Here is an 18,783-nt window from a genome sequence, read left to right as displayed (position 1 = left end):
GCATGCCGGCATTTCGTTTCGAAGCAATCGATGCGGCGGGCAAAGCGCAAAAAGGCGTGCTCGACGCGGACAGCGCGCGCGGCGCGCGGACCAATTTGCGTTCGCAGGGACTGACGCCACTCGTCGTCGAACCGGCTGCGACGCGCACACGCGGTGAGCGCAATCAACGCTTGTCACTGGGACGGCGTTTGTCGCAGCGCGAGCAGGCGATTCTCACGCGGCAACTGGCCAGCCTGCTGATCGCGGGCTTGCCGCTCGATGAAGCGTTATCGGTGTTGACCGAGCAATCGGAGCGCGACTACATCCGCGAGCTGATGGCGTCGATTCGTGCCGAAGTGCTTGGCGGCCATTCGCTCGCCAACGCGCTGACGCAGCATCCGAAAGACTTCCCCGAGATCTATCGGGCACTGGTAGCCGCCGGTGAACATACCGGTAAGCTCGGTCTCGTCCTCTCGCGTCTGGCCGACTACATCGAGCAACGCAACGCGCTCAAGCAGAAGATCGTGCTCGCGTTCACCTACCCGGCGATCGTGACGCTGATCGCCTTCGGTATCGTCACGTTCCTGTTGAGCTACGTGGTGCCGCAAGTGGTGAACGTGTTCGCCAGCACCAAACAGCAACTGCCGATCCTCACCATCATGATGATGGCGCTGTCCGGTTTCGTGCGGCACTGGTGGTGGGCGATGCTAATCGGCGTGGTCGTGCTGGTGTATCTGGTGCGCTCGATCCTGAAGCAGCCCGGCCCGCGCCTCGCTTTCGACCGCTGGCTGTTGACCGCCCCGCTGCTCGGCAAACTCGTGCGCGGTTACAACACCGTGCGCTTTGCCAGCACGCTCGGCATTCTGACGGCGGCCGGTGTGCCGATCCTGCGCGCATTGCAAGCCGCAGCCGAAACGCTCAGCAATGTCGCGATGCGCGAGAACATCGACGATGCGATCGTGCGTGTGCGCGAAGGCACGTCCTTATCGCGCGCGCTCGGCAATACGAAGACATTTCCGCCGGTGCTGGTTCACCTGATCCGTTCGGGTGAAGCGACCGGCGACGTGACGACCATGCTCGATCGCGCGGCCGACGGCGAAGCACGTGAGCTCGAGCGTCGCACGATGTTCCTGACGAGCCTGCTCGAGCCGTTGCTGATTCTGGCGATGGGGGGCGTGGTGCTGGTGATCGTACTGGCGGTGATGCTGCCGATCATCGAGTTGAACAACCTGGTGCAGTAAGGCGGAAACCGGGCAGAACGCCCGGTTGGGTCAGCGCACGTAGATGGTAGGACCTGGCGCATTGGCCGGCAGGAACACTTCGGAATGCGCGCCATTGCGGTCGATGATGATCGAGCGGGCGCGGACTTCGGAGAGTTTGGCGCCTTGCATGAGCGCGCTGCCGAGCGACACAGCATGCGGCGGTTCACCGCCGACGCTGACGATGGCCGCGGCGCCTTCCCGCAAAGCGAGGATGCCGAACAGATGCACATCCTGGTTCGCGCTGCGGGTGAGTTGTCCGCCGAACAGCGTGGCAGCCTGATCGGTCGAGACCTGCGTATGCGCGGCGGCGGCGGGCAACGGCGCGCCGGACGTCGTGGAGATCGTGATGACCCAGTAGGTCAGCGTCGCGCAGAACACGGCGAACAGTGCGAGCGACAGAAGGCGGATTTGGATAGCGTTCATGCGCATATTGTACGGACTATTGTGAAAATTGCGTTGGGGTGCCTGGCGGTTTCACGCAACCCTTCAAGAACATGACATTAAAATGACCGGCCGGGCGTGTTCAATGGCACCTTGATTGCCTGACGCGCGAATTCCGCCCGATCGAAATTTCACCTGAAAAGAGGTAGCAAGCTATGCAACTGTCGACCCTTCGCCGTCATGAAATCGCGGGTCCGCGCAGCCGTCGTCAACGCGGTTTCACGCTGATTGAAATCATGGTCGTGATCGCGATTCTGGGTATTCTGGCCGCGCTGATCGTGCCGAAAATCATGAGCCGTCCGGACGAAGCGCGGCGTGTCGCCGCCAAGCAGGACATCGGCACCGTAATGCAGGCGTTGAAACTCTACCGTCTCGACAACGGCCGTTATCCGACTCAGGAGCAAGGCTTGCGCTCGCTGATCGAAAAGCCGAGCACGGACCCGGTGCCGAACAACTGGAAGGACGGCGGCTACCTCGAACGCTTGCCGAACGATCCGTGGGGCAATAGCTATCAGTATCTGAACCCGGGCGTGCATGGCGAGATCGATGTGTTCAGTTATGGCGCCGACGGCAAAGCGGGCGGCGAAGGCAACGACGCCGACGTAGGGTCGTGGCAATAGACGGGTAGTTGATCGTTCGTGGCCGGCACTATGCGACTGTCCGCTTGCAAGTCCCGTGTGGACACTCCGTGTACGGCATCGCTGCCGGGCACGGCGTGTGTCGGCGCGCGTGATTTCAGCGTAAGCCGCCGGAAGCGTGCGGCGGGTTTCACGCTGCTGGAAATGATGGTGGTGCTGGTGATCGCGGGCATTCTGGTATCGCTGACCGCGCTGACCATGACGCGCAACCCGCGTACCGATTTGAACGAAGAAGCGCAGCGTCTCGCGCTGCTGTTCGAGTCGGCCGGCGACGAAGCGCAGGTGCGCGCAAGACCGATCGCATGGCAACCGCTCGATGGCGGCTTCCGCTTCGATCTGCGTACCGAAGACGGCTGGCGTCCGTTGCGTGACGACCTGCTTGGGCCGCGCAACTGGGAAGGTGGGGTGACCGGCGTCACGATCGATTACCCCGGGTCGGACTCGCACCCGAGCCGTGTCGTGTTCGGCACCGAAGCGATCGACGTGCCCGTGCAGATCACGCTGTTTTCTGCCGCGGGGCGCGCGACGATCATCGGCACCGGCAATGGCCGCTATGAGGTGCACTGAGATGCGTCGTTGCAGGAATAAGGGCGCTCGCGAGATGGTCCACGGCGCAGAGCGCGGTTTTACGATGATCGAAGTGCTGGTGGCGCTGGCGATCATCGCGATTGCATTGGCGGCGTCGTTGCGCGCGGTAGGAAGTTTGGCGAGCGGCGAAGCCGATCTGCACCGTCGGCTGCTGGCGGGATGGAGCGCCGACAATACGCTCGCGCAATTGCATTTGACGCATGGCTGGCCGAACGTTGGCTCGACGAGTTTTGACTGCTCGCAGGGCAATCTGGAGTTGATCTGTACCGAGCATGTGACGGCGACGCCGAATCCGGTTTTTCGTCGGGTGGAAGTGATGGTGACGACGCCGGGGCGTTCCGGCAATCTCGCCCAGATGGTCACGGTGGTCGCGAATGAAAACAACCGTTCGCTCTGAGCGCCGCGGCCGATCGGGCACGCGTGGTTTCACGCTGATCGAGTTGCTGGTCGCGATTGCGATCATGGCGGTGATTGCCGTGCTGTCGTGGCGCGGGCTGGACCAGATCATTCGTGGCAGGCAGACGATCACGAACGCGATGGAGGACGAGCGCGTCTTTGCGCAGCTGTTCGACCAGATGCGGATTGATGTGCGGCAGGCCGCGTCGGATGATGAGTCTGGGCAGGCGGCTGTATCGGTGAGTGGCAATGTGCTGCAGATCGTACGGGAGATTGTGTTGCCGGGGACGGCGCCGCGCTTGCAGGTGGTGAGGTATCGCATATCCGAGGGGCGCGTGGTGCGGTATGCGTCGCCGCCGCTGGGGAATGTGGGCGAGTTGCGGGGTGCGCTGCGCGGTGGTGAGGGGAATGGCTGGACGGCGGTACCTTTGATGGGGGGCGTCGGGGCTATTTCTGCCCGGCTGTATGTGCCGAAGGTTGGCTGGACCACGCAGATGAAGGATGTGCAGAGTGCGATTACGGAGAACGATAATAATTTGAAGGTGCCCCAGTTGGGGAATGCGCCGCTGCCGCGGTCGGTGACTGGGCTGGAAGTGAGTGTGGGGGCTAAGTCGTTGGCGCGGCCTGTAACGCGGGTTTTTCTCGTCGGAGAATGAGATGAAGGGTTTTTTGTTGTCTCCGCGACGCTCTGGGTCTTCTGGTTTGTTGTTGTCTTCGCGACGCTCTTTGGTTGGGTGCGTGCTGGGGTGCCTTTCGGTTTGGTCTTCTTTGCCTGCTTGGCGGGTTTGTCTGCACGCTTGCGGTGTTGGCCTTTCCTTGATTTGCTTTTGGTCTATTAGCGTTCCCCCTGTGCGGGGGGGCACCTACTTTTCTTTGCCGCCGCAAAGAAAAGTAGGCAAAAGAAAGCGGCTCAAACCGCTAATGCTAAGTGGGCACCGTAGCCTGCAACAGATAGTGGTGCATCTGGAATCTGTATTCGTGCACCTCCATACGCTAGTGACAAGGGCGTCATACCTCCCGTCTCACACTGCGTGCTCGCCGGAAGAGCCATTCAATAAACCAGTGGTTCGCGTGATTCTGCCCCACTCGCAATTGCTACCTTCCACTTCGGTCGCGCGTGCAACGCGCAACCAACCAATCAGGCACCTCGCCGAGGCGAAGCCGACGGCTCCCGGGGCGCGGGAGTTCGCCCCCTGGTTTTCGGAATTACTCTTCGGCGCGCGTAGCGCCGCCGGAAGTATGATGCCCTTGTCACCAACGCTGAATGTGAGAGAACACAGATTCCACGGAGCCACTGGCGGTTCTGAGCTACGGTTCCCGCTTAGCATTAGCGGTTTGAGCTGCTTTCTTTTGCCTACTTTTCTTTGCAGCCGGCAAAGAAAAGTAGGTGCCGCCCCGCACAGGGGCAACGCTAATAGACCACTAGCAAAACAAGGAAAGGCCAACACCCTAAGAACACTGACAAAAGCGCAAAGCAGGCAAAAGAGCCGAGCAAAGACCAACGCCGTAGGCAAACACCGAAGCGCCGCGCAGGCAACCCAACGCGGAGCAGCCATCATCAGTGCCCTATTAGTAGTCGCGCTATCAGCGATCCTAGTTTCGGGCATGCTCTGGCGCCAGCAAGTCCAAATCCGAAGGATCGAAAACCAACGCCTCCTCTCCCAGGCGCAATGGGTCGCCCGCGGCGCACTGGACTGGACGCGCCTGATCCTCCGCTCGGAGGGCGACACCTCAGCAGGCATCACCTACCTGGGCGGTCTATGGGGCGTTCCCATCGCCAAAACCCGTCTGTCGGATTTCCTCGGGCAAATCGGCGAAGTCAGAGCCGACCAAGGCCAGGCAACCTATCTCTCAGGTTCAATCGAAGACGCTCAGGCCAAATTCAACCTCCGTAATCTCGTCTCGAGCCCCGCGCCGGGCGTCATGCAGATCAATACGGAGCAGATCGGCGCCTATCAGCGCCTGCTGGTATCCCTCGGCGTGAATAGCCAACTGGCAAAGAACACCGCGGTCCAGATGCGCGCGAGTCTGGGTCAATCGGCAACACGCTTCCAGACCGTTACGTCCACTACCGGCGCGCCGGCAGCCCCGATCAGCACGGGTGGCGGCGCCACGAGCGGCAGCTTCACCGACAAACCCGGTATGGAAGACGGCGATGACAACGCGGCCGTCGCGCCGCTGCAAATGACCAGCGTCGATTCGCTGCTCGATATTCCCGGCTATACGCCGGAAATGGTCGCGCGCTTGCGGCCGTTCGTCACCGTGCTGCCGACGGTCTCGGCGGTCAACATGAATACGGCCTCCGCCGAAGTGATCGCGGCCATCGTGCCGGGGATGAACCTGTCCGCCGCGCAAGCCTTCGTCGCGCGTCGGCAGACAGTGTTTTTCCATAACGTCAGCGACGTGCAACTCGCCTTGAGCGGCGCCGGCGTACCTTCGGTCGGGATCGATCCGAGTCAAATGGATGTCAACACGAACTACTTTCTGATTCACGGCCGCGTGCAGCACGAACGCGCGGAAGTGGACCGCACGACCCTCGTCTATCGCGACGCATTGACTCACACTACGCGTATCGTGCGGGTACAAGACCAACTATGAGTAACGCCTTTCCCAGAGAGAGTGGCCTTTGAGCACACTGATCGTCCTACTGCCGCCGCGTGATCCGGCGGTGCCATCGCAGGAATGGCAACTGCCGGAGTTGCCGTTCGTGCTGCTCGACAAGTCGGGCCGCACCCAACGCGCGGGCCGCTCGGCGCTCGCGCTGCTGCCGCGCGCTACGTCGACGGTGCTGATGGTCGCCGCCCGCGACCTGCTGATGATGCCCGCCAAGTTGCCGCCCTTGCGCGGTCCGAGATTGCGTCAGGCGCTGCCGAATGTCGTCGAGGATCAGCTGATCCAGGACCCGCAAACCTGTCACATCGCCGTCGATCCGCAACCGGTCGCGGGCGGCCGGCAGTTGCTCGCGATCATCGACCGCGGTTGGTTCCGGTTCATCTGCGAGGCCTTTGCCGCCGCCGGTCACCGCAGCGTGCGCGCCGTGCCGGTTACGCGCTGTCTGCCGCAAGCCGTCGCGCTCGACACGCCCGCCGAAGTCGCGGAAATGGTCAACGCGGGCGAGCCGGTTATGGCGGACTCGGCGAGCGTGGCAACATCGCTGCCGGGCGTGGCGCCGGTGATGGCGCCTGGCGTCGCGTCGGTGGTGCCGATGGTGGCGGCCGTGCTCGGCGCCGTCGTCCAGACCGCGCCCGCATTGCTGCTTGGGAGTGAGGTCGAAAGCGCGCCGGTCAGTGGCACACCGCGCGTCGAACTGGCGATCGCGCGCGGCGTGCAAGGCGAAGGGCTCGCGGTGCCGGCTAATTCTGTGAACGCGACGCTCAGCGCGCTTGCCGGCGCGGCGCCGATTTCGCTCTACATGCTGACGGAAGTGCCCGGCAATGAGCCGAGTCTCGCGGCAACCAGCCCGGCGAAGCTCGCGGCCCATATCCACGGGGCCAGCCCGCTGCCGTTCGAGCAACTCGCCCGCCGCGCGCTGGAGTGCCGCTTCGACCTGTGTCAGTTCGAGTTCGCCTCACAGCCGTGGCGGCTCGACCGCGCGACGCTGCGGCGTCTGCGCCTGCCGGTCGCGCTGGCGGTCGCCGCGCTAGTGATCGCGATTATCGGCGCGAACGTGCAGTGGTTGATGCTCGCGCGTCAGCGCGACGCAATCAACACGCAGATGACCGAGCTGCTCCTCAACGCTTTCCCCAAGACGACGGTCGTGCTCGATGCGCCCGACCAGATGTCGCGCCAGTTGCAACAGTTGCGGGTGGCGGCGGGTGAGTTGTCACCGGACGATTTCCTGTCGCTCGCCGATGGCCTCGCGCGTTCGTTGGCGCCGGTGCCGGTCAACGGCATCGCCGCGCTCGACTATCACGACCGGCGTCTCGATGTGACCTTCAAGCCCGAGGTGAAACTCGATCCCGATTTCGCCAAACGTCTCGCGCGCAACGGCCTGACCGGCGCGATCGACAGCAATACCGGCAAGTGGACCATCAGGAACGGACAATGAAAGCTGAACTTGCCCAAAGCTGGGCTGGATTCTGGGACCAGCGCACCGAGCGGGAAAAAACGCTACTGGCATGGGGCGGCGGGGTGCTGGCTGTCGTAATTGCATGGTCGGTGCTGTGGGCGCCGGCGCAGGACGGCCGCGCGCATCTGCGTGAATCGCTGCCCAGCTTGCAGCGTCAGCTGGCGCAGATGACCGCGCAGGCGAACGAAGCGCGCCAGCTCTCCGCCGCGGCTCAAGGTGTTGCACCGACCGGCGCGGCGCTGAAGGACGCGCTCACCGCCTCGCTCGGCGATCACGGCCTCGCCGCGACCCAGGTGCAGGTGATCGGCAACATGGTGCAGATCCAGATGAAGAACGTGGCGTTCCCTGCGTGGACGAGCTGGGTCGACGATGCGCGCAAGCAGTTCAAGGTGCAGGTCGCCGAGGCGCACGTGACCGCGCTCAAGGAAGACGGCCAGGTGGATCTGACGGCGTCGATGCAGCCGTCTACCGCGAAATGACCGCGCCGTTACAGGATTTCGCATGACTTACTGGATGCGGCGCCTGCGCGTCGCGCTACCCTGGCTGGCGGTCGCGCTGCTGGCGAACGCAGTCGTGATGCTCACGTTGTTGCCGGCCGCCTGGATCACGCCGCAGTTCGGCAGACAAACCCATGGCCACGTCAATCTCGTCAATCCGACCGGCTCACTGTGGCACGGCTCGGCCACGCTGATGCTCGCCGCCGGTTCCGACATGAGCGCGGCGACCCTGCTGCCGGGGCGAATCGAATGGCGCACGGCGTTCTGGCCGCTCTTCACCGGCCGTGTGCGGATGACCATGCGGCACAGCGAAGCGATGCCCGACCCGATCACCGTCGATGCGACCCTGCGCAGCGCGACCATCACGCCGGGTGCGTTGGCGGTGCCGGCTTCGTTGCTGAGCGGCCTCGGCGCGCCTTTCAATACGCTCGATCTGCAAGGTGACGTGCGCCTCGCGTGGTCCGATTGGCGCAGCTTCAATCAGGAAGCGTTCGGCCAGTTGACCGTGACCCTGAACGACGTCAGTTCGCGCGTCTCGCTGGTCAAGCCACTGGGTTCTTACCGGTTGCTGTTCCAGGCGCAGGGTGTGTCGTCCACGCTGGATCTGACGACTCTCAAGGGGCCACTGATGCTGACCGGCAATGGCACGGTGTCCGCCGTCTCGACATCGTTTCGTGGGACAGCCAGCGCCGCCCCGGAAGCACGCGACAACCTCGCGGGACTGCTGAATCTGTTGGGCCGGCCAAGCGGACCGGATACGGTCGCGTTGACGTTCGTGCACTGAGGCGCTGAGCCGCGGGTCGTAAAAAAAAGAGGCATGGCTGCATTTCGCGGCCATGCCTCTTTTGCTTTGCTTTGCCTTGCCCGGGCGAGTTCTTTGCCTAGTTGCTCTGCGCCGGTTGCGGCGCGGCGCTGCTTTGTGCCACCGGCGTCGCCGACGCCCCAGGCTGCGGTGCTGGCGCCGCCATATCGCCCGTTTCGCGGTTCATTTGCGCCACGTCCCAGCCGCCGCCGAGCGCCTTCACCAGACCCACCGACGACACCATCCGCTGCCCGGCGATGTTCTCCAGCTTCTGCTCAGCCAGGAAGGCCGTGGTCTGCGCGGTCAGCACGTTAACGTAGCCGACCGTACCCGCCTTGTATTCGTTCGTGACGATGGCCAGCGCCTGACGCGCTGAATCCACCGCCTGCTGCTGCACGACGATTTCCTGTTCGAGGATGCGCTGCGAGGCGAGATTGTCTTCGACGTCCTGGAACGCGGTCAGAATCGTTTGACGGTACGCGGCGACGTTCTGGTCGTAGGCTGCACGCGCGGCTTCGGTCTTTGCTTCACGCAGGCCGGCGTCGAAGATCGTGGCGGCGAGTTGCGGGCCGAGCGTCCAGAAACGCGACGGCGCGGTCAGCAATTGCGAGAACACCGAATTCTCGAAGCCACCCGTGGCCGACAGCGTCAGCGTCGGGAAGAACGCCGCAATCGCGACGCCGATCTGTTCGTTCGCCGCCGCTGCCTTGCGCTCGGCCGATGCGATATCCGGGCGCCGCTCGAGTAGCGCCGACGGCATCTGCTCAGGCACGGCGGGCGGCGTGGCGGTGAGCGGCATCGGCGGAATCGAGAAGGTCGAGGCCGGCTCGCCGACGAGTACGGCAATCGCGTGCTCGTCCTGCGCGCGCTGCACACCGTTGTCGATTGCCGCTGCCTGTGCCGATTGCAGCTGCGTTTGCGCCTGGATCACATCCGAGCGTGCGGCGACGCCGGCCGCGTACTGGTTCTGCGTGAGCTGCAGCGAGCGCTGGTAGGCCGCGACGGTGTCGTCGAGCAGCTTCTGGGTGGAGTCGAGCGCGCGCAGCGAGAAATAGGTTTGCGCGAGCGTGGCCTGGGCGGACAGCCGCGCATTCGCCAGATCGGCGGCGGCGCCCTGCTGGCCGGCTTTCTGCGAATTGACCGAACGCGTGACCGAGCCCCACAGGTCCGGCTCCCAGCTTGCGTCGAGTTGCACGTTGAAGCTGTTGCTGACGCTGGAGCGGCTTGAGACGGTCGAATTGCCACTCGACGACGAACCGTTGCCGGAGCGCGTGGCGCCTGCCGATGCACCGATGGTCGGGAAATACGCCGCGCGTGCTTCGCCCACCAGCGCACGTGCCTGGCGATAGGCGGCGGCAAATTGGGCGATGGTCTGGTTCGACGCGTTCAGCTGGTCTTCGAGCGTGTTGAGTTGCGGGTCCTGGTAGATGGTCCACCAGTCGCCGCGGTCGTGCTGATCGGCCGGCTGAGCGACTTTCCAGCCTGGCGCGGCTTCCTTGTAGGACGCGGGGATCTCGGCCGCGGGCCGTTTGTAGTCGGGGCCGACCACGCAACCGGCCAGCACGGTGGCGAGGGCCGCGGCAACCGCGATAGTCAGGGCGCGGGGCGCAAGCGTCCGCGCGCGCGAGATTCGTTCAAACTGCATGCAATGGATTCCTTCTGGACGCCGCAGTGCGGCCGGTGGCGGCACTGCCGGCCGAGATCATGGCTCTGCCGGAATGTTAGCGTATGGGACCGCTTGGGCGCGGGAAACTGAAAGGGTAATGCGGGGGAAGGCGGAGGTGTGTTACTTAGCGTGTCGGGATGGTTACGTGCTGTTACCGGGCTGGCTGCCGCTGGCGACGGAAAAACACCGCACAGGCAACAAAGGCCGGTCCCTCGACTAGAGAATCAAACGCGCGAATCCGATGACGTGGGTTGCCGGGCCTGCTTGCCAGCAGCGGCACGACACGGCGCGCCAGAGCGTGCCTGGCAAGGGCCAAGCGGGCTTGCCGCAACAGCGGTGGTCGCGACGACACTCCCCGTCGCAATGACGGACCCCGCCGACTCCACCGGGACGACCTTGCTCTCCTTCTGCCCTCGCCGATGCTCCACCCACGCCAACACCGCGACGCCCACCGATCCACCGGGCAGCACGAACAGCACGGCGAACAACGCGAGTTTCCACCAGCGATGCGGACCTTGAAAGCTGCTCAGCGCGGAATCGGTCAGGGAGCGGCTCAAGCCGCCAAGGGTGTTTTTGAGGTACAGCATCAGGGAAATCCTTTTGGCACGGCGCCATCGCGGCGTGCAGACAATCGGTCAGAACATGGTCTCGGGTGGCGCGGGTCGCGCGTAACTCGTTGCCTACAATAATATTGACTATGCAATTAAATTTCAAGATACTTTGCTCGCGCGCGGCTGCGGTGTTGTTTTTTGCGCCGTTCGCACGACGCGAAATGAAATTTGACTTGTCTGCTTAGGCAGCTAGAATCCGTTCTGCTCGACGATGTTCCCGGATACACGATGCCCGACGGCCCTTACAACGCGGACGAGATTCACCTCGAATCGAGTCTTGGCTATTACCTGACGAAAGCGCGAAACGTGCTGGTCGAGCGGATGGACCGCGCGGTCAAACCGTTAGGACTGACCGCCCAGCAAATCGGCGTGATTCTGGTGTTATCCGCGCACCGCGCGAGCACGCCGTTCGAGTTGTCGCGCGTCATGTCATACGACAGCGGATCCATGACGCGTCTGCTCGATCGCCTTGAAAAGAAAGGCTTTATCGTGCGAACGCGCAGCGACGCCGACCGCCGGATGGTCAAGCTCGAGCTGACGCCGCAGGGCCACGAAGCGGCGAAGCAATTGCCCAGTCTGGGCGCCGCCGTGCTGAATGAGCAGTTGCGCGGATTTTCCGCCGCCGACCACGCCACCCTGCTCGACCTGCTCGGCCGTTTTATTGCGAATGGGATCGATGCGGGAGGAAGCGCATGTTGCGGCGTCGGACCATCGCAGGACTCGCTGGAAGACTCACCCGAAGAGCCTCCGCCAGGTCACGGCGGACAGTAACCAAGAGGCGTTTTTGAAAGCGCCATCGTTTGAAAATGTCTGTCTGGGCAGAGGGTGATCCGGCATGTATGCGCGCCACTTGAAGGGTGCGATAAAGCTGCCGCGACAAGCTTTCCCGGCTGAGGAGAAACACACATGGCTGCCACGGCTTCCGCCGACGCCCTACCCGCCGCCGAACCCACTCCGCTCAAAGGCGGGGCGCTGGCCTTGCTCACCGTTGGCCTTGCGCTCGGCACGTTCATGGAGGTGCTCGACACCTCGATCGCGAACGTCGCCGTACCGACTATCTCCGGTAGCCTCGGCGTAGCGACCAGTCAGGGCACCTGGGTCATCTCGTCGTATTCCGTGGCCTCGGCGATCGCCGTGCCGTTGACCGGGTGGCTGGCGCGGCGCGTCGGCGAAGTGCGGTTGTTCACGCTGTCCGTTCTGCTTTTCACGATCGCCTCGGCGCTGTGCGGCTTCGCGCACAACTTCGAGTCGCTGATCGCGTTCCGGCTCGTGCAAGGGCTGGTCTCGGGGCCGATGGTCCCGCTTTCGCAGACGATTCTGATGCGCTCGTACCCACCGGAAAAGCGCGGGCTCGCGCTCGGCCTTTGGGCGATGACGGTGATTTGCGCGCCGATTTTCGGTCCGGTGATGGGCGGCTATATCACCGACAACTACACGTGGCCGTGGATCTTCTACATCAATGTGCCGATCGGGTTGTTCTCGGCGGTGTGCGCGTTCCTGTTGCTACGTGGCCGCGAAACCAAGGTCACCAAACAGCGTATCGATGCGGTCGGTCTCGCGTTGCTGGTGATCGGCGTGTCGTGCCTGCAGATGGTGCTCGACCTCGGTAAGGATCGCGACTGGTTCAACTCGACGTTCATCATCACGCTGGCCATTATCGCGGTGGTGTCGATTGCGTTCCTGCTGGTGTGGGAGATGACGGACAAGGAACCCGTTGTCGATCTTTCGCTGTTCAAGGATCGCAACTTTGCGCTCGGCGTGGTGATCATTTCATTCGGGTTTATGGCGTTCTTCGGGTCAGTGGTGATTTTCCCGCTCTGGCTGCAGACGGTGATGGGGTATACCGCCGGGCTTGCCGGTTTGGCGACGGCGCCGGTCGGCATTCTCGCGCTGTTTTTGTCGCCGATGATCGGCAAGAACATGCATCGGCTGAATCTGCGGGTGGTCGCGAGTTTTGCGTTCATCGTGTTTGCGTTTGTGTCGTTCTGGAATTCGACTTTTACGCTCGACGTGCCGTTCAATCATGTGATCTGGCCGCGGTTGGTGCAGGGGATTGGCGTTGCCTGTTTCTTTGTGCCGATGACTACTATTACGCTGTCCAGCGTGTCGGATGAGCGGCTTGCTAGTGCTTCAGGGCTGTCCAACTTCTTTCGGACTTTGTCTGGGGCGATTGGGACGGCCATCAGTACGACGTACTGGGAGAATGACACTATTTATCATCATGCGATGTTGACTGATTCTGTGAACGTCTATTCGGCTAATACCAATGCTTATACCAATGCGTTGGGGAGTATTGGGCTTTCTGGAGATAGCCTTACCGCTCAGTTGAATCAGGTTGTTACTGCGCAGGCCTATATGATGGCCACTAATGACTTCTTCCGCATTTCTTGTGCGGCGTTTCTTGTGTTGGCTGTGCTTGTTTGGGTTACTAAGCCGAAGAAGGGGGTTGGGCCTTCTATGGGGCATTGAGCGTTCTTTTTTGCCTTCGGCGGTAGTGCCTTTCCTTGTTTTGTTAGTGGTCTATTAGCGTTGCCCCTGTGCGGGGCGGCACTTACTTTCTTTGCCGCCGCAAAGAAAGATAAGCAAAGAAAGCGGCTAGAAGCCCCTGCTAAGTGGGCACCGTGGTCTGCCACGGGTAGTGGTGCATCTGGAATCTGGGTTCGTGCCCGTGCACGTGCTTGTGACAAGGGAGTCATACTTCCGGCGGCGCTCCGCGCGCCGAAGAGTAGTTCCTAAAACCACTCGTCGTGCTTTTGCGTTAGTGGGTACGCGTGTCTGATTTTTTGTGCAAAAGCCGATCAGATCGTTCTACACGCGGTGTCTGGTGAAGCGATCCTCGAGAGGATCGCGAATTCGTTTTTCGCTGATTGCGCCACCGCGTTTTCCTCTCTCACTGCGTTATCGCTTCTCCGCTTGTTCCCGGGACCGATTGTCCCTGCGAGGCGTCGGGGTGCATCGCCGTTGGTGATGGTTGCGATGGTTTTGTGGCGCTTTGCGGTGTGCCCGGCGTGTTGCCTCGTACGTATTGCTTGAAGTCGGCGCCCGCCTCCCATGGGTTTGGTTTGCAACCCATCGAGCCGTCGCAATGTGCGGCGAAACCGATCGTCGCTGTGCCGTCCGGGTTCGGGGTGCGTGTGATCTGGTACGCCAGCGCGCGCTTGCCGCCGTCCGGGCCCGATGTCTGGATCAACGTGTCAGTCGATGACTCGATCTTGTACGTCGAATGGCCCGCTACCCACGTCTGCGCTCGCTGCCACCAGATGTCACACTCGGCCTTGCTCGAACACGTCAACGGCGTCGTCGCGATCTGCATCACGTCCGGGTTCACCTGCCCCTGCGTCGAACACCCCGCCGCCACTACGCACACTACAGCCAACAGACCTTTTTTCATCGCGGTGAAGCCTCCCTCTCTGGAGCGTGTCGTCTAAGTTGGACCGTATCCCCAGCACAGTGTTTCATACGCCTTTGCGAATGGTTAAACGGACGGAGAATTTGCCGATGCAGTTGGGCCGACGGCGGCGCTTTGCGTAGACGTTACCTGGGCGCAATAAAAAAGCGGCCCTTCATGGCCGCTTCCTGCTTCGCAAATGAAAATGCCGTTCAGCGATAACTGAACGGCATGAGTTCTTAGCCTGCTTTTTCCGGCGCGCTGCCTACGTTCGTCGTCGTTTAGACGCTAAACCGGTTCAGCGTGTATGCCCTGTAGGCGGCGACAAATGCGTCGAATGAACCCACCTCTTCTCGTTCAAGCTTGGCCTGCTCTGCAAGCGATTGCGTCGCGAGGTCGGCGAATTCTTTCGTCTGTGCGGCATCCAGCGGGCGCGCGCGGAAATAGGCGGCGTGCGCTTCGCTTTGCTCGAGGCCAAAGGTGAGGAAGCTCTGCTGCTTGTCGCGCATCGTTTGCAATACCCGTGCGGACGGTGTCAGCGAGGCATCCGCCAGTTTTGCCCGTTGAACCGCCACGGCGCGTGCGTGTGAGTCACCGCCGTGTAGTGCGTCGAGCGTAGCCGCTGCCGAGTCGATCTTGACCAGTAGTTCGTTCGCCCAGTCCGTCATCGCGATCGGGTTGCCGTTGCGCGTCAGTTCGAGGCCCGGTTTGCGGCCTTCCATCGTTACGCGGCCGAAGTTCTGATTCGCCTCTGCGTACGCGTCCGGTGGCAGCGTTGCGCTGTCGTCGAGTGCGCAGACCAGCAGGTAGGCGTCCAGAAAACGCGACGTCTCCAGCGAAATGCCGGTCGGCTCAAATGGGTCGATGTCCATGCAGCGCACTTCGACGTATTGCACGCCGCGCGCAGCCAGCGCGTGCAGCGGACGCTCGCCGGGATGCGTGACGCGCTTCGGACGGATCGTCGAATAGAACTCGTTTTCGATCTGCAGTACGTTCGTGTTGATTTGCACCCACTCGCCGTCGCGTTGCGTGCCGATCGCTTCATACGCGGGATACGGCTGGCTCACGGCCTTCGCGAGTGCGTCGAGGTAGCCCGGCAAGGTGTTGTAGTCGGCCTGGAGCGCGGCTTGCGCTGTGGTGTTCGAGTAGCCGAGGTCGCTCATGCGCAAACTGGTCGCATAGGGGCGATACAGCGTGTCGGCGTCGAAAGTTTCGAGCGTGTGCTGGCGATCGCGCAGGAAGCGGCGATCCAGTGCCGGCGATGCGCCGAACAGATACATCAACAGCCAGTTGGTGCGGCGGAAATTGCGGATCAGCGCGAGGTAACGGTCGGACTGGAAATCGACGGCGTTTGCCGTGGATTGCTGGTCGGCATGCAATACCCGCCACACTTCTTCGTTCAGCGAATAGTTGTAGTGGATGCCCGCAATGCACTGCATCGTGCGGCCGTAACGGAGCGCGAGGCCAATGCGGTACACGTACTTCAGTTTGCCGATATTCGACGTGCCGTAATGCGCGATCGGAATGCCTTCGTCCGTTTCAGGCAGCAGGCCCGGCATCGAGTTGTTCCACAGGATCTCGTCGCCGAGTTCGGCGTAGACGAAACGATGCAGCGTATCGAGTTTCTCAAGCGTGATCGCCACATCGTGTTCAGCCGGTGTGATCAGTTCGAGCAACGCTTCGGAATAGTCGGTGGTGAGCGACGGATGCGTGAGCGCCGAGCCGAGCGCGCGCGAGTGCGGCGTCATGGCGAGCTTGCCGTCGTGCGTCACGCGCAGGCTTTCCTTTTCGATGCCGCGCAGGCCGCGTATCAGCGCGTCGCGCTGCGGGCCTGTGGTGAGCACGGACAAGCGGTGCGAGAACGTGTCGTTCGTGCGGGAAGGTGTCGTGTTTGGCATTGATGCGAGTCGGGCGTTGTCGGCCGCCATGTGCCGCTTCACTGCTTAGGTGCAGCACTGCGCGGTTGACAACGTTCGGCGGAATTTTCGGGTAGCGGGCACTTTAACATCTCGCCACGACGGCTGCTTGAGGCCGCTCCGGACGGCCTTCCGACGACACAAGCTGGCCTGATTTCAGCACGATTCAGCACGAAAGTAGCTGCCCTGCGCCTTACGCTACCCTTCGCGCGCTCGACGCGCGATTCGCTTAGCGTCCCGAGTGCAGCCGCCACGCTAGCCGCGTGCCCACGCCCACGGTCCGCCAGTTCCGTGCTGCCCTCCCCCGACCGCTACACCACCTCAGCCGCCGCGCGCGGCGCCGGCCCGATCCGCCACCTCGTTCCATAGATGCATTGCGGCGTACGCGCGCCATGGCCGCCATGTGTCGGTGCGAGTGCGTTGCTGCGTGGGCCGCACGAGCGACGGATCGCGCGCGCAGATTGACTGCATCAGCACGAGGTCCCATGCGGGCCACGCGTCGGCATCACGCCATGCACGCATCGCCACATACTCGACGGTCCATGGCCCGATGCCGGGCAGTGCGAGCAACGCTGCGCGCAGGCTGTCGGCATCGGCGACGTTGCTGTCGAGCGGCACGTCGCCTGAAGCAACTGCCTGCGCGAAGCCCTGCAACGCCGCTACGCGTTTACCCGGCATGCCGATCTTTTCCAGATCTACGGCCGCGAGCGCGGCGGGCGTCGGAAAGCGCCACGCGGTGTTCTCATGCGGATGACCTTCGATGCGCTCGCCGGCACGCTGCACCAATCGTCCGATGATGGTGGTCGCCGCCTTCACGCTGACCTGCTGCCCGACGATCGCGCGCACCACCAGCTCGAAGCCCGACCACGCGCCCGGTACGCGCAGACCCGGCACGGCTTCGATCAATGGCGCAAGCCATGGGTCGGCAGCCAGTTCGTTGCCGATCTTCTTCGGATCGGCGTGCAGGTCGAACATCCTCGCGATCGGCGCGGCGAGCGCGTCGGCGTGACGGCTCGCAGGGCCGTCGATGTTCGCGACGATGCAGCGCTTGCGCGGATGCAGGCGTACGGTCAGCGTGCCGCTGTCGCCGGCCCAATCGATCGCGCGGCGATAGGCGCCATCTTCGACGGCTTCGACGCCGGGCGTCGCGCGCCCGCCGAAAAAGCGCAGCAGGCGCGGCCAGTCGAAGGGTGGTTTGAAGGGCAGTTCGAGTGTTGCGACGTCGTCAAGCGTGCTCACGCGGCATGGTCCAGGTTGGTGGTGGTTGCGATGGCCGCGTGCTCGCGGCGCTTGGGTTCGTCGCGCGAAACGTCGCCTGCGTGCTGGGCTTCGTTATCGAGCAGTGCGGCCTTGCGCGGCAGGCCCCAGCGGTATCCCGCCAGCGCCCCGCCCTTCTGCACGACCCGGTGACACGGAATCGCCAGCGCGACCGGATTCGTCGCGCACGCGCTCGCCACCGCGCGCACAGCGCGCGGTGAGCCGACCGCTTCCGCGATCTGCGAATAGCTGCGCGTCTCACCGTAGGGAATGCGCCGCAGCGCGTCCCATACACGTTGCCGGAACGCGGTGGCGGCGATATCCAGCGGCAGATCGAAGTCCTGGCGGGTGCCGCGCAGATACGCGTCGATCTGGGCGATGAACGGTGCAAGCCGCGTTGCGTCTTCGACCAGTTCGGCGTTGGCGAACTCGCCGCGCAGATCGTCGACGAGTATCGCCGCATCGTCGCCGAAACCGATTTTGCAGATGCCTTTGTCGGTTGCCGCAATCAGCACGAAACCGAGCGAGGTCGACGCGCTCGCGTAGCGTACGGTGAGCCCGGCGCCTTTGCGGCGAAACGCGGAGGGCGCCATGCCCAATTCGGCTGAAGCGCTGTCGTACATCCGCGATGGCGAGCCGAAGCCGGCGTCGAGCGTGGCGCGCGTCACGTCCGACCCGCTCTGCAGCGCATCGCGCAACGCGGCGCCGCGCTGCGCGGCCTGATACTGACGCGGCGAGACACCCACCACGCGCTTGAACAGACGCTGCAAGTGGAACGGGCTGACGTGCACCGCGTCGCTCAATTGCGCGAGCGTGAGGCGTTGCTGCGGATCGGCATCCAGCGCGGCGCAGGCGCGATTGACGATCTCAAGTTCGCGCGGCAGGCCGCCGGGCTGGCAACGCTTGCAATCGCGATAGCCCGCGGCGCGAGCGGCGTTGGCGTCCGTGAAGAACGCGACGTTTTCGCGACGCGGCTGGCGCGACGCGCATGACGGGCGGCAGAACACGCCCGTCGTTTTGACGGCGAAGAAGAACGCGCCGTCGGCCTGCGGGTCGCGGCGGGTGACGGCCTCCCAACGTTCGGCGTCGGTGGTCCAGCGCGGCGTGCTGGTGGCGGCTTCGTTGCTGATCTCGGTAGTGTCGGTGCGGTTCATGATGGTCCCGGAAAGTCGGTGTCGATGCTCACCAATGTAGGCCGCATGCTGAAACACTACGCCCCGGTTCTTGCTCTGTCATTGCGCTTCCTCGTAGGGCCGGAAGCCCCGCCGGGCGC

General features: G+C 63.2%; 18 protein-coding genes. 11 read left to right on the top strand and 7 right to left on the bottom strand.

Going from position 1 to position 18,783, the window contains the following annotated elements; all coding sequences use genetic code 11:
* Positions 1-2 precede the first annotated feature (2 nt).
* A complete protein-coding gene (gene gspF, locus M0D66_RS20120) occupies positions 3-1,220 on the top strand; it encodes a type II secretion system inner membrane protein GspF (RefSeq protein WP_093634517.1) in 1,218 nt (405 codons plus the stop codon).
* Positions 1,221-1,250: 30 nt separating this feature from the next.
* Here the strand turns inward: gspF and M0D66_RS20115 are convergent, their stop codons facing one another.
* Positions 1,251-1,664: a type II secretion system protein N gene (locus M0D66_RS20115; protein WP_093634673.1), complete on the bottom strand. Its 414-nt coding sequence runs from the start codon at positions 1,662-1,664 to the stop codon at positions 1,251-1,253.
* Between the two features lie 173 nt (positions 1,665-1,837).
* Here M0D66_RS20115 and gspG point away from each other — a divergent pair, with 173 nt between their 5' ends.
* The 8 genes from gspG to M0D66_RS20075 all read left to right on the top strand — a co-directional run bounded on the left by gspG (position 1,838) and on the right by M0D66_RS20075 (position 8,654).
* Entirely contained in the window at positions 1,838-2,302 is a 465-nt protein-coding gene (gene gspG / locus M0D66_RS20110) for a type II secretion system major pseudopilin GspG (protein WP_093634518.1), read from the top strand.
* A gap of 30 nt (positions 2,303-2,332) precedes the next feature.
* A complete protein-coding gene (locus M0D66_RS20105) occupies positions 2,333-2,887 on the top strand; it encodes a GspH/FimT family pseudopilin (protein WP_266211403.1) in 555 nt (184 codons plus the stop codon).
* Between the two features lies 1 nt (position 2,888).
* Positions 2,889-3,305: a type II secretion system minor pseudopilin GspI gene (gene gspI / locus M0D66_RS20100; protein ID WP_266211402.1), complete on the top strand. Its 417-nt coding sequence runs from the start codon at positions 2,889-2,891 to the stop codon at positions 3,303-3,305.
* Positions 3,283-3,960 (top strand): type II secretion system protein J, encoded by a 678-nt coding sequence (locus M0D66_RS20095; RefSeq protein WP_266211401.1) that lies wholly within the window; start codon positions 3,283-3,285, stop codon positions 3,958-3,960. Before gspI ends, M0D66_RS20095 begins: the two co-directional genes overlap by 23 nt.
* 583 nt (positions 3,961-4,543) lie before the next feature.
* Positions 4,544-5,902, top strand: a complete 1,359-nt coding sequence (gspK, locus tag M0D66_RS20090; RefSeq protein WP_266211400.1) for a type II secretion system minor pseudopilin GspK — start codon at positions 4,544-4,546, stop codon at positions 5,900-5,902.
* A gap of 28 nt (positions 5,903-5,930) precedes the next feature.
* Complete coding sequence (gspL, locus tag M0D66_RS20085; protein ID WP_266211399.1) at positions 5,931-7,352, top strand: type II secretion system protein GspL; 1,422 nt, start codon at positions 5,931-5,933, stop codon at positions 7,350-7,352.
* A complete protein-coding gene (locus M0D66_RS20080; RefSeq protein ID WP_093634523.1) occupies positions 7,349-7,852 on the top strand; it encodes a type II secretion system protein M in 504 nt (167 codons plus the stop codon). Before gspL ends, M0D66_RS20080 begins: the two co-directional genes overlap by 4 nt.
* 22 nt (positions 7,853-7,874) lie before the next feature.
* Complete coding sequence (locus M0D66_RS20075) at positions 7,875-8,654, top strand: type II secretion system protein N (protein ID WP_211706300.1); 780 nt, start codon at positions 7,875-7,877, stop codon at positions 8,652-8,654.
* Positions 8,655-8,751: 97 nt separating this feature from the next.
* On the opposite strand, the gene M0D66_RS20070 is transcribed toward M0D66_RS20075, so the two are convergent.
* Positions 8,752-10,317: an efflux transporter outer membrane subunit gene (locus tag M0D66_RS20070; protein ID WP_266211398.1), complete on the bottom strand. Its 1,566-nt coding sequence runs from the start codon at positions 10,315-10,317 to the stop codon at positions 8,752-8,754.
* 245 nt (positions 10,318-10,562) lie between these two features.
* The gene (locus tag M0D66_RS20065; protein ID WP_093634526.1) at positions 10,563-10,925 is read right to left on the bottom strand and encodes a hypothetical protein; all 363 of its coding nucleotides are present in this window, start codon (positions 10,923-10,925) and stop codon (positions 10,563-10,565) included.
* A 252-nt stretch (positions 10,926-11,177) separates the two neighbouring features.
* Between M0D66_RS20065 and M0D66_RS20060 the strand changes: the two genes are divergently transcribed.
* Both M0D66_RS20060 and M0D66_RS20055 read left to right on the top strand, forming a co-directional pair.
* A complete protein-coding gene (locus M0D66_RS20060) occupies positions 11,178-11,720 on the top strand; it encodes a MarR family winged helix-turn-helix transcriptional regulator (protein WP_093634527.1) in 543 nt (180 codons plus the stop codon).
* A 135-nt stretch (positions 11,721-11,855) separates the two neighbouring features.
* Positions 11,856-13,418 carry a DHA2 family efflux MFS transporter permease subunit gene (locus M0D66_RS20055; protein ID WP_266211397.1) on the top strand — a complete coding sequence of 521 codons (1,563 nt, stop codon included), beginning with the start codon at positions 11,856-11,858 and terminating at the stop codon, positions 13,416-13,418.
* A 421-nt stretch (positions 13,419-13,839) separates the two neighbouring features.
* On the opposite strand, the gene M0D66_RS20050 is transcribed toward M0D66_RS20055, so the two are convergent.
* The 4 genes from M0D66_RS20050 to ada all read right to left on the bottom strand — a co-directional run bounded on the left by M0D66_RS20050 (position 13,840) and on the right by ada (position 18,664).
* Positions 13,840-14,340, bottom strand: a complete 501-nt coding sequence (locus tag M0D66_RS20050; RefSeq protein ID WP_266211396.1) for a hypothetical protein — start codon at positions 14,338-14,340, stop codon at positions 13,840-13,842.
* Positions 14,341-14,618: 278 nt separating this feature from the next.
* Positions 14,619-16,235: a glutamate--cysteine ligase gene (gene gshA / locus M0D66_RS20045; RefSeq protein WP_211706306.1), complete on the bottom strand. Its 1,617-nt coding sequence runs from the start codon at positions 16,233-16,235 to the stop codon at positions 14,619-14,621.
* A 339-nt stretch (positions 16,236-16,574) separates the two neighbouring features.
* A complete protein-coding gene (locus M0D66_RS20040; RefSeq protein WP_266211395.1) occupies positions 16,575-17,492 on the bottom strand; it encodes a DNA-3-methyladenine glycosylase in 918 nt (305 codons plus the stop codon).
* Positions 17,489-18,664 (bottom strand): bifunctional DNA-binding transcriptional regulator/O6-methylguanine-DNA methyltransferase Ada, encoded by a 1,176-nt coding sequence (gene ada, locus M0D66_RS20035; RefSeq protein WP_266211394.1) that lies wholly within the window; start codon positions 18,662-18,664, stop codon positions 17,489-17,491. Before ada ends, M0D66_RS20040 begins: the two co-directional genes overlap by 4 nt.
* Positions 18,665-18,783: the final 119 nt, after the last annotated feature.

It is taken from the genome of Paraburkholderia sp. SECH2 (genome assembly GCF_030464795.1).
GTDB classification, from domain to species: domain Bacteria; phylum Pseudomonadota; class Gammaproteobacteria; order Burkholderiales; family Burkholderiaceae; genus Paraburkholderia; species Paraburkholderia aspalathi.
Note: the sequence above shows the minus strand (reverse complement) of the source record. Positions and strands in the feature narration are given on the sequence as shown.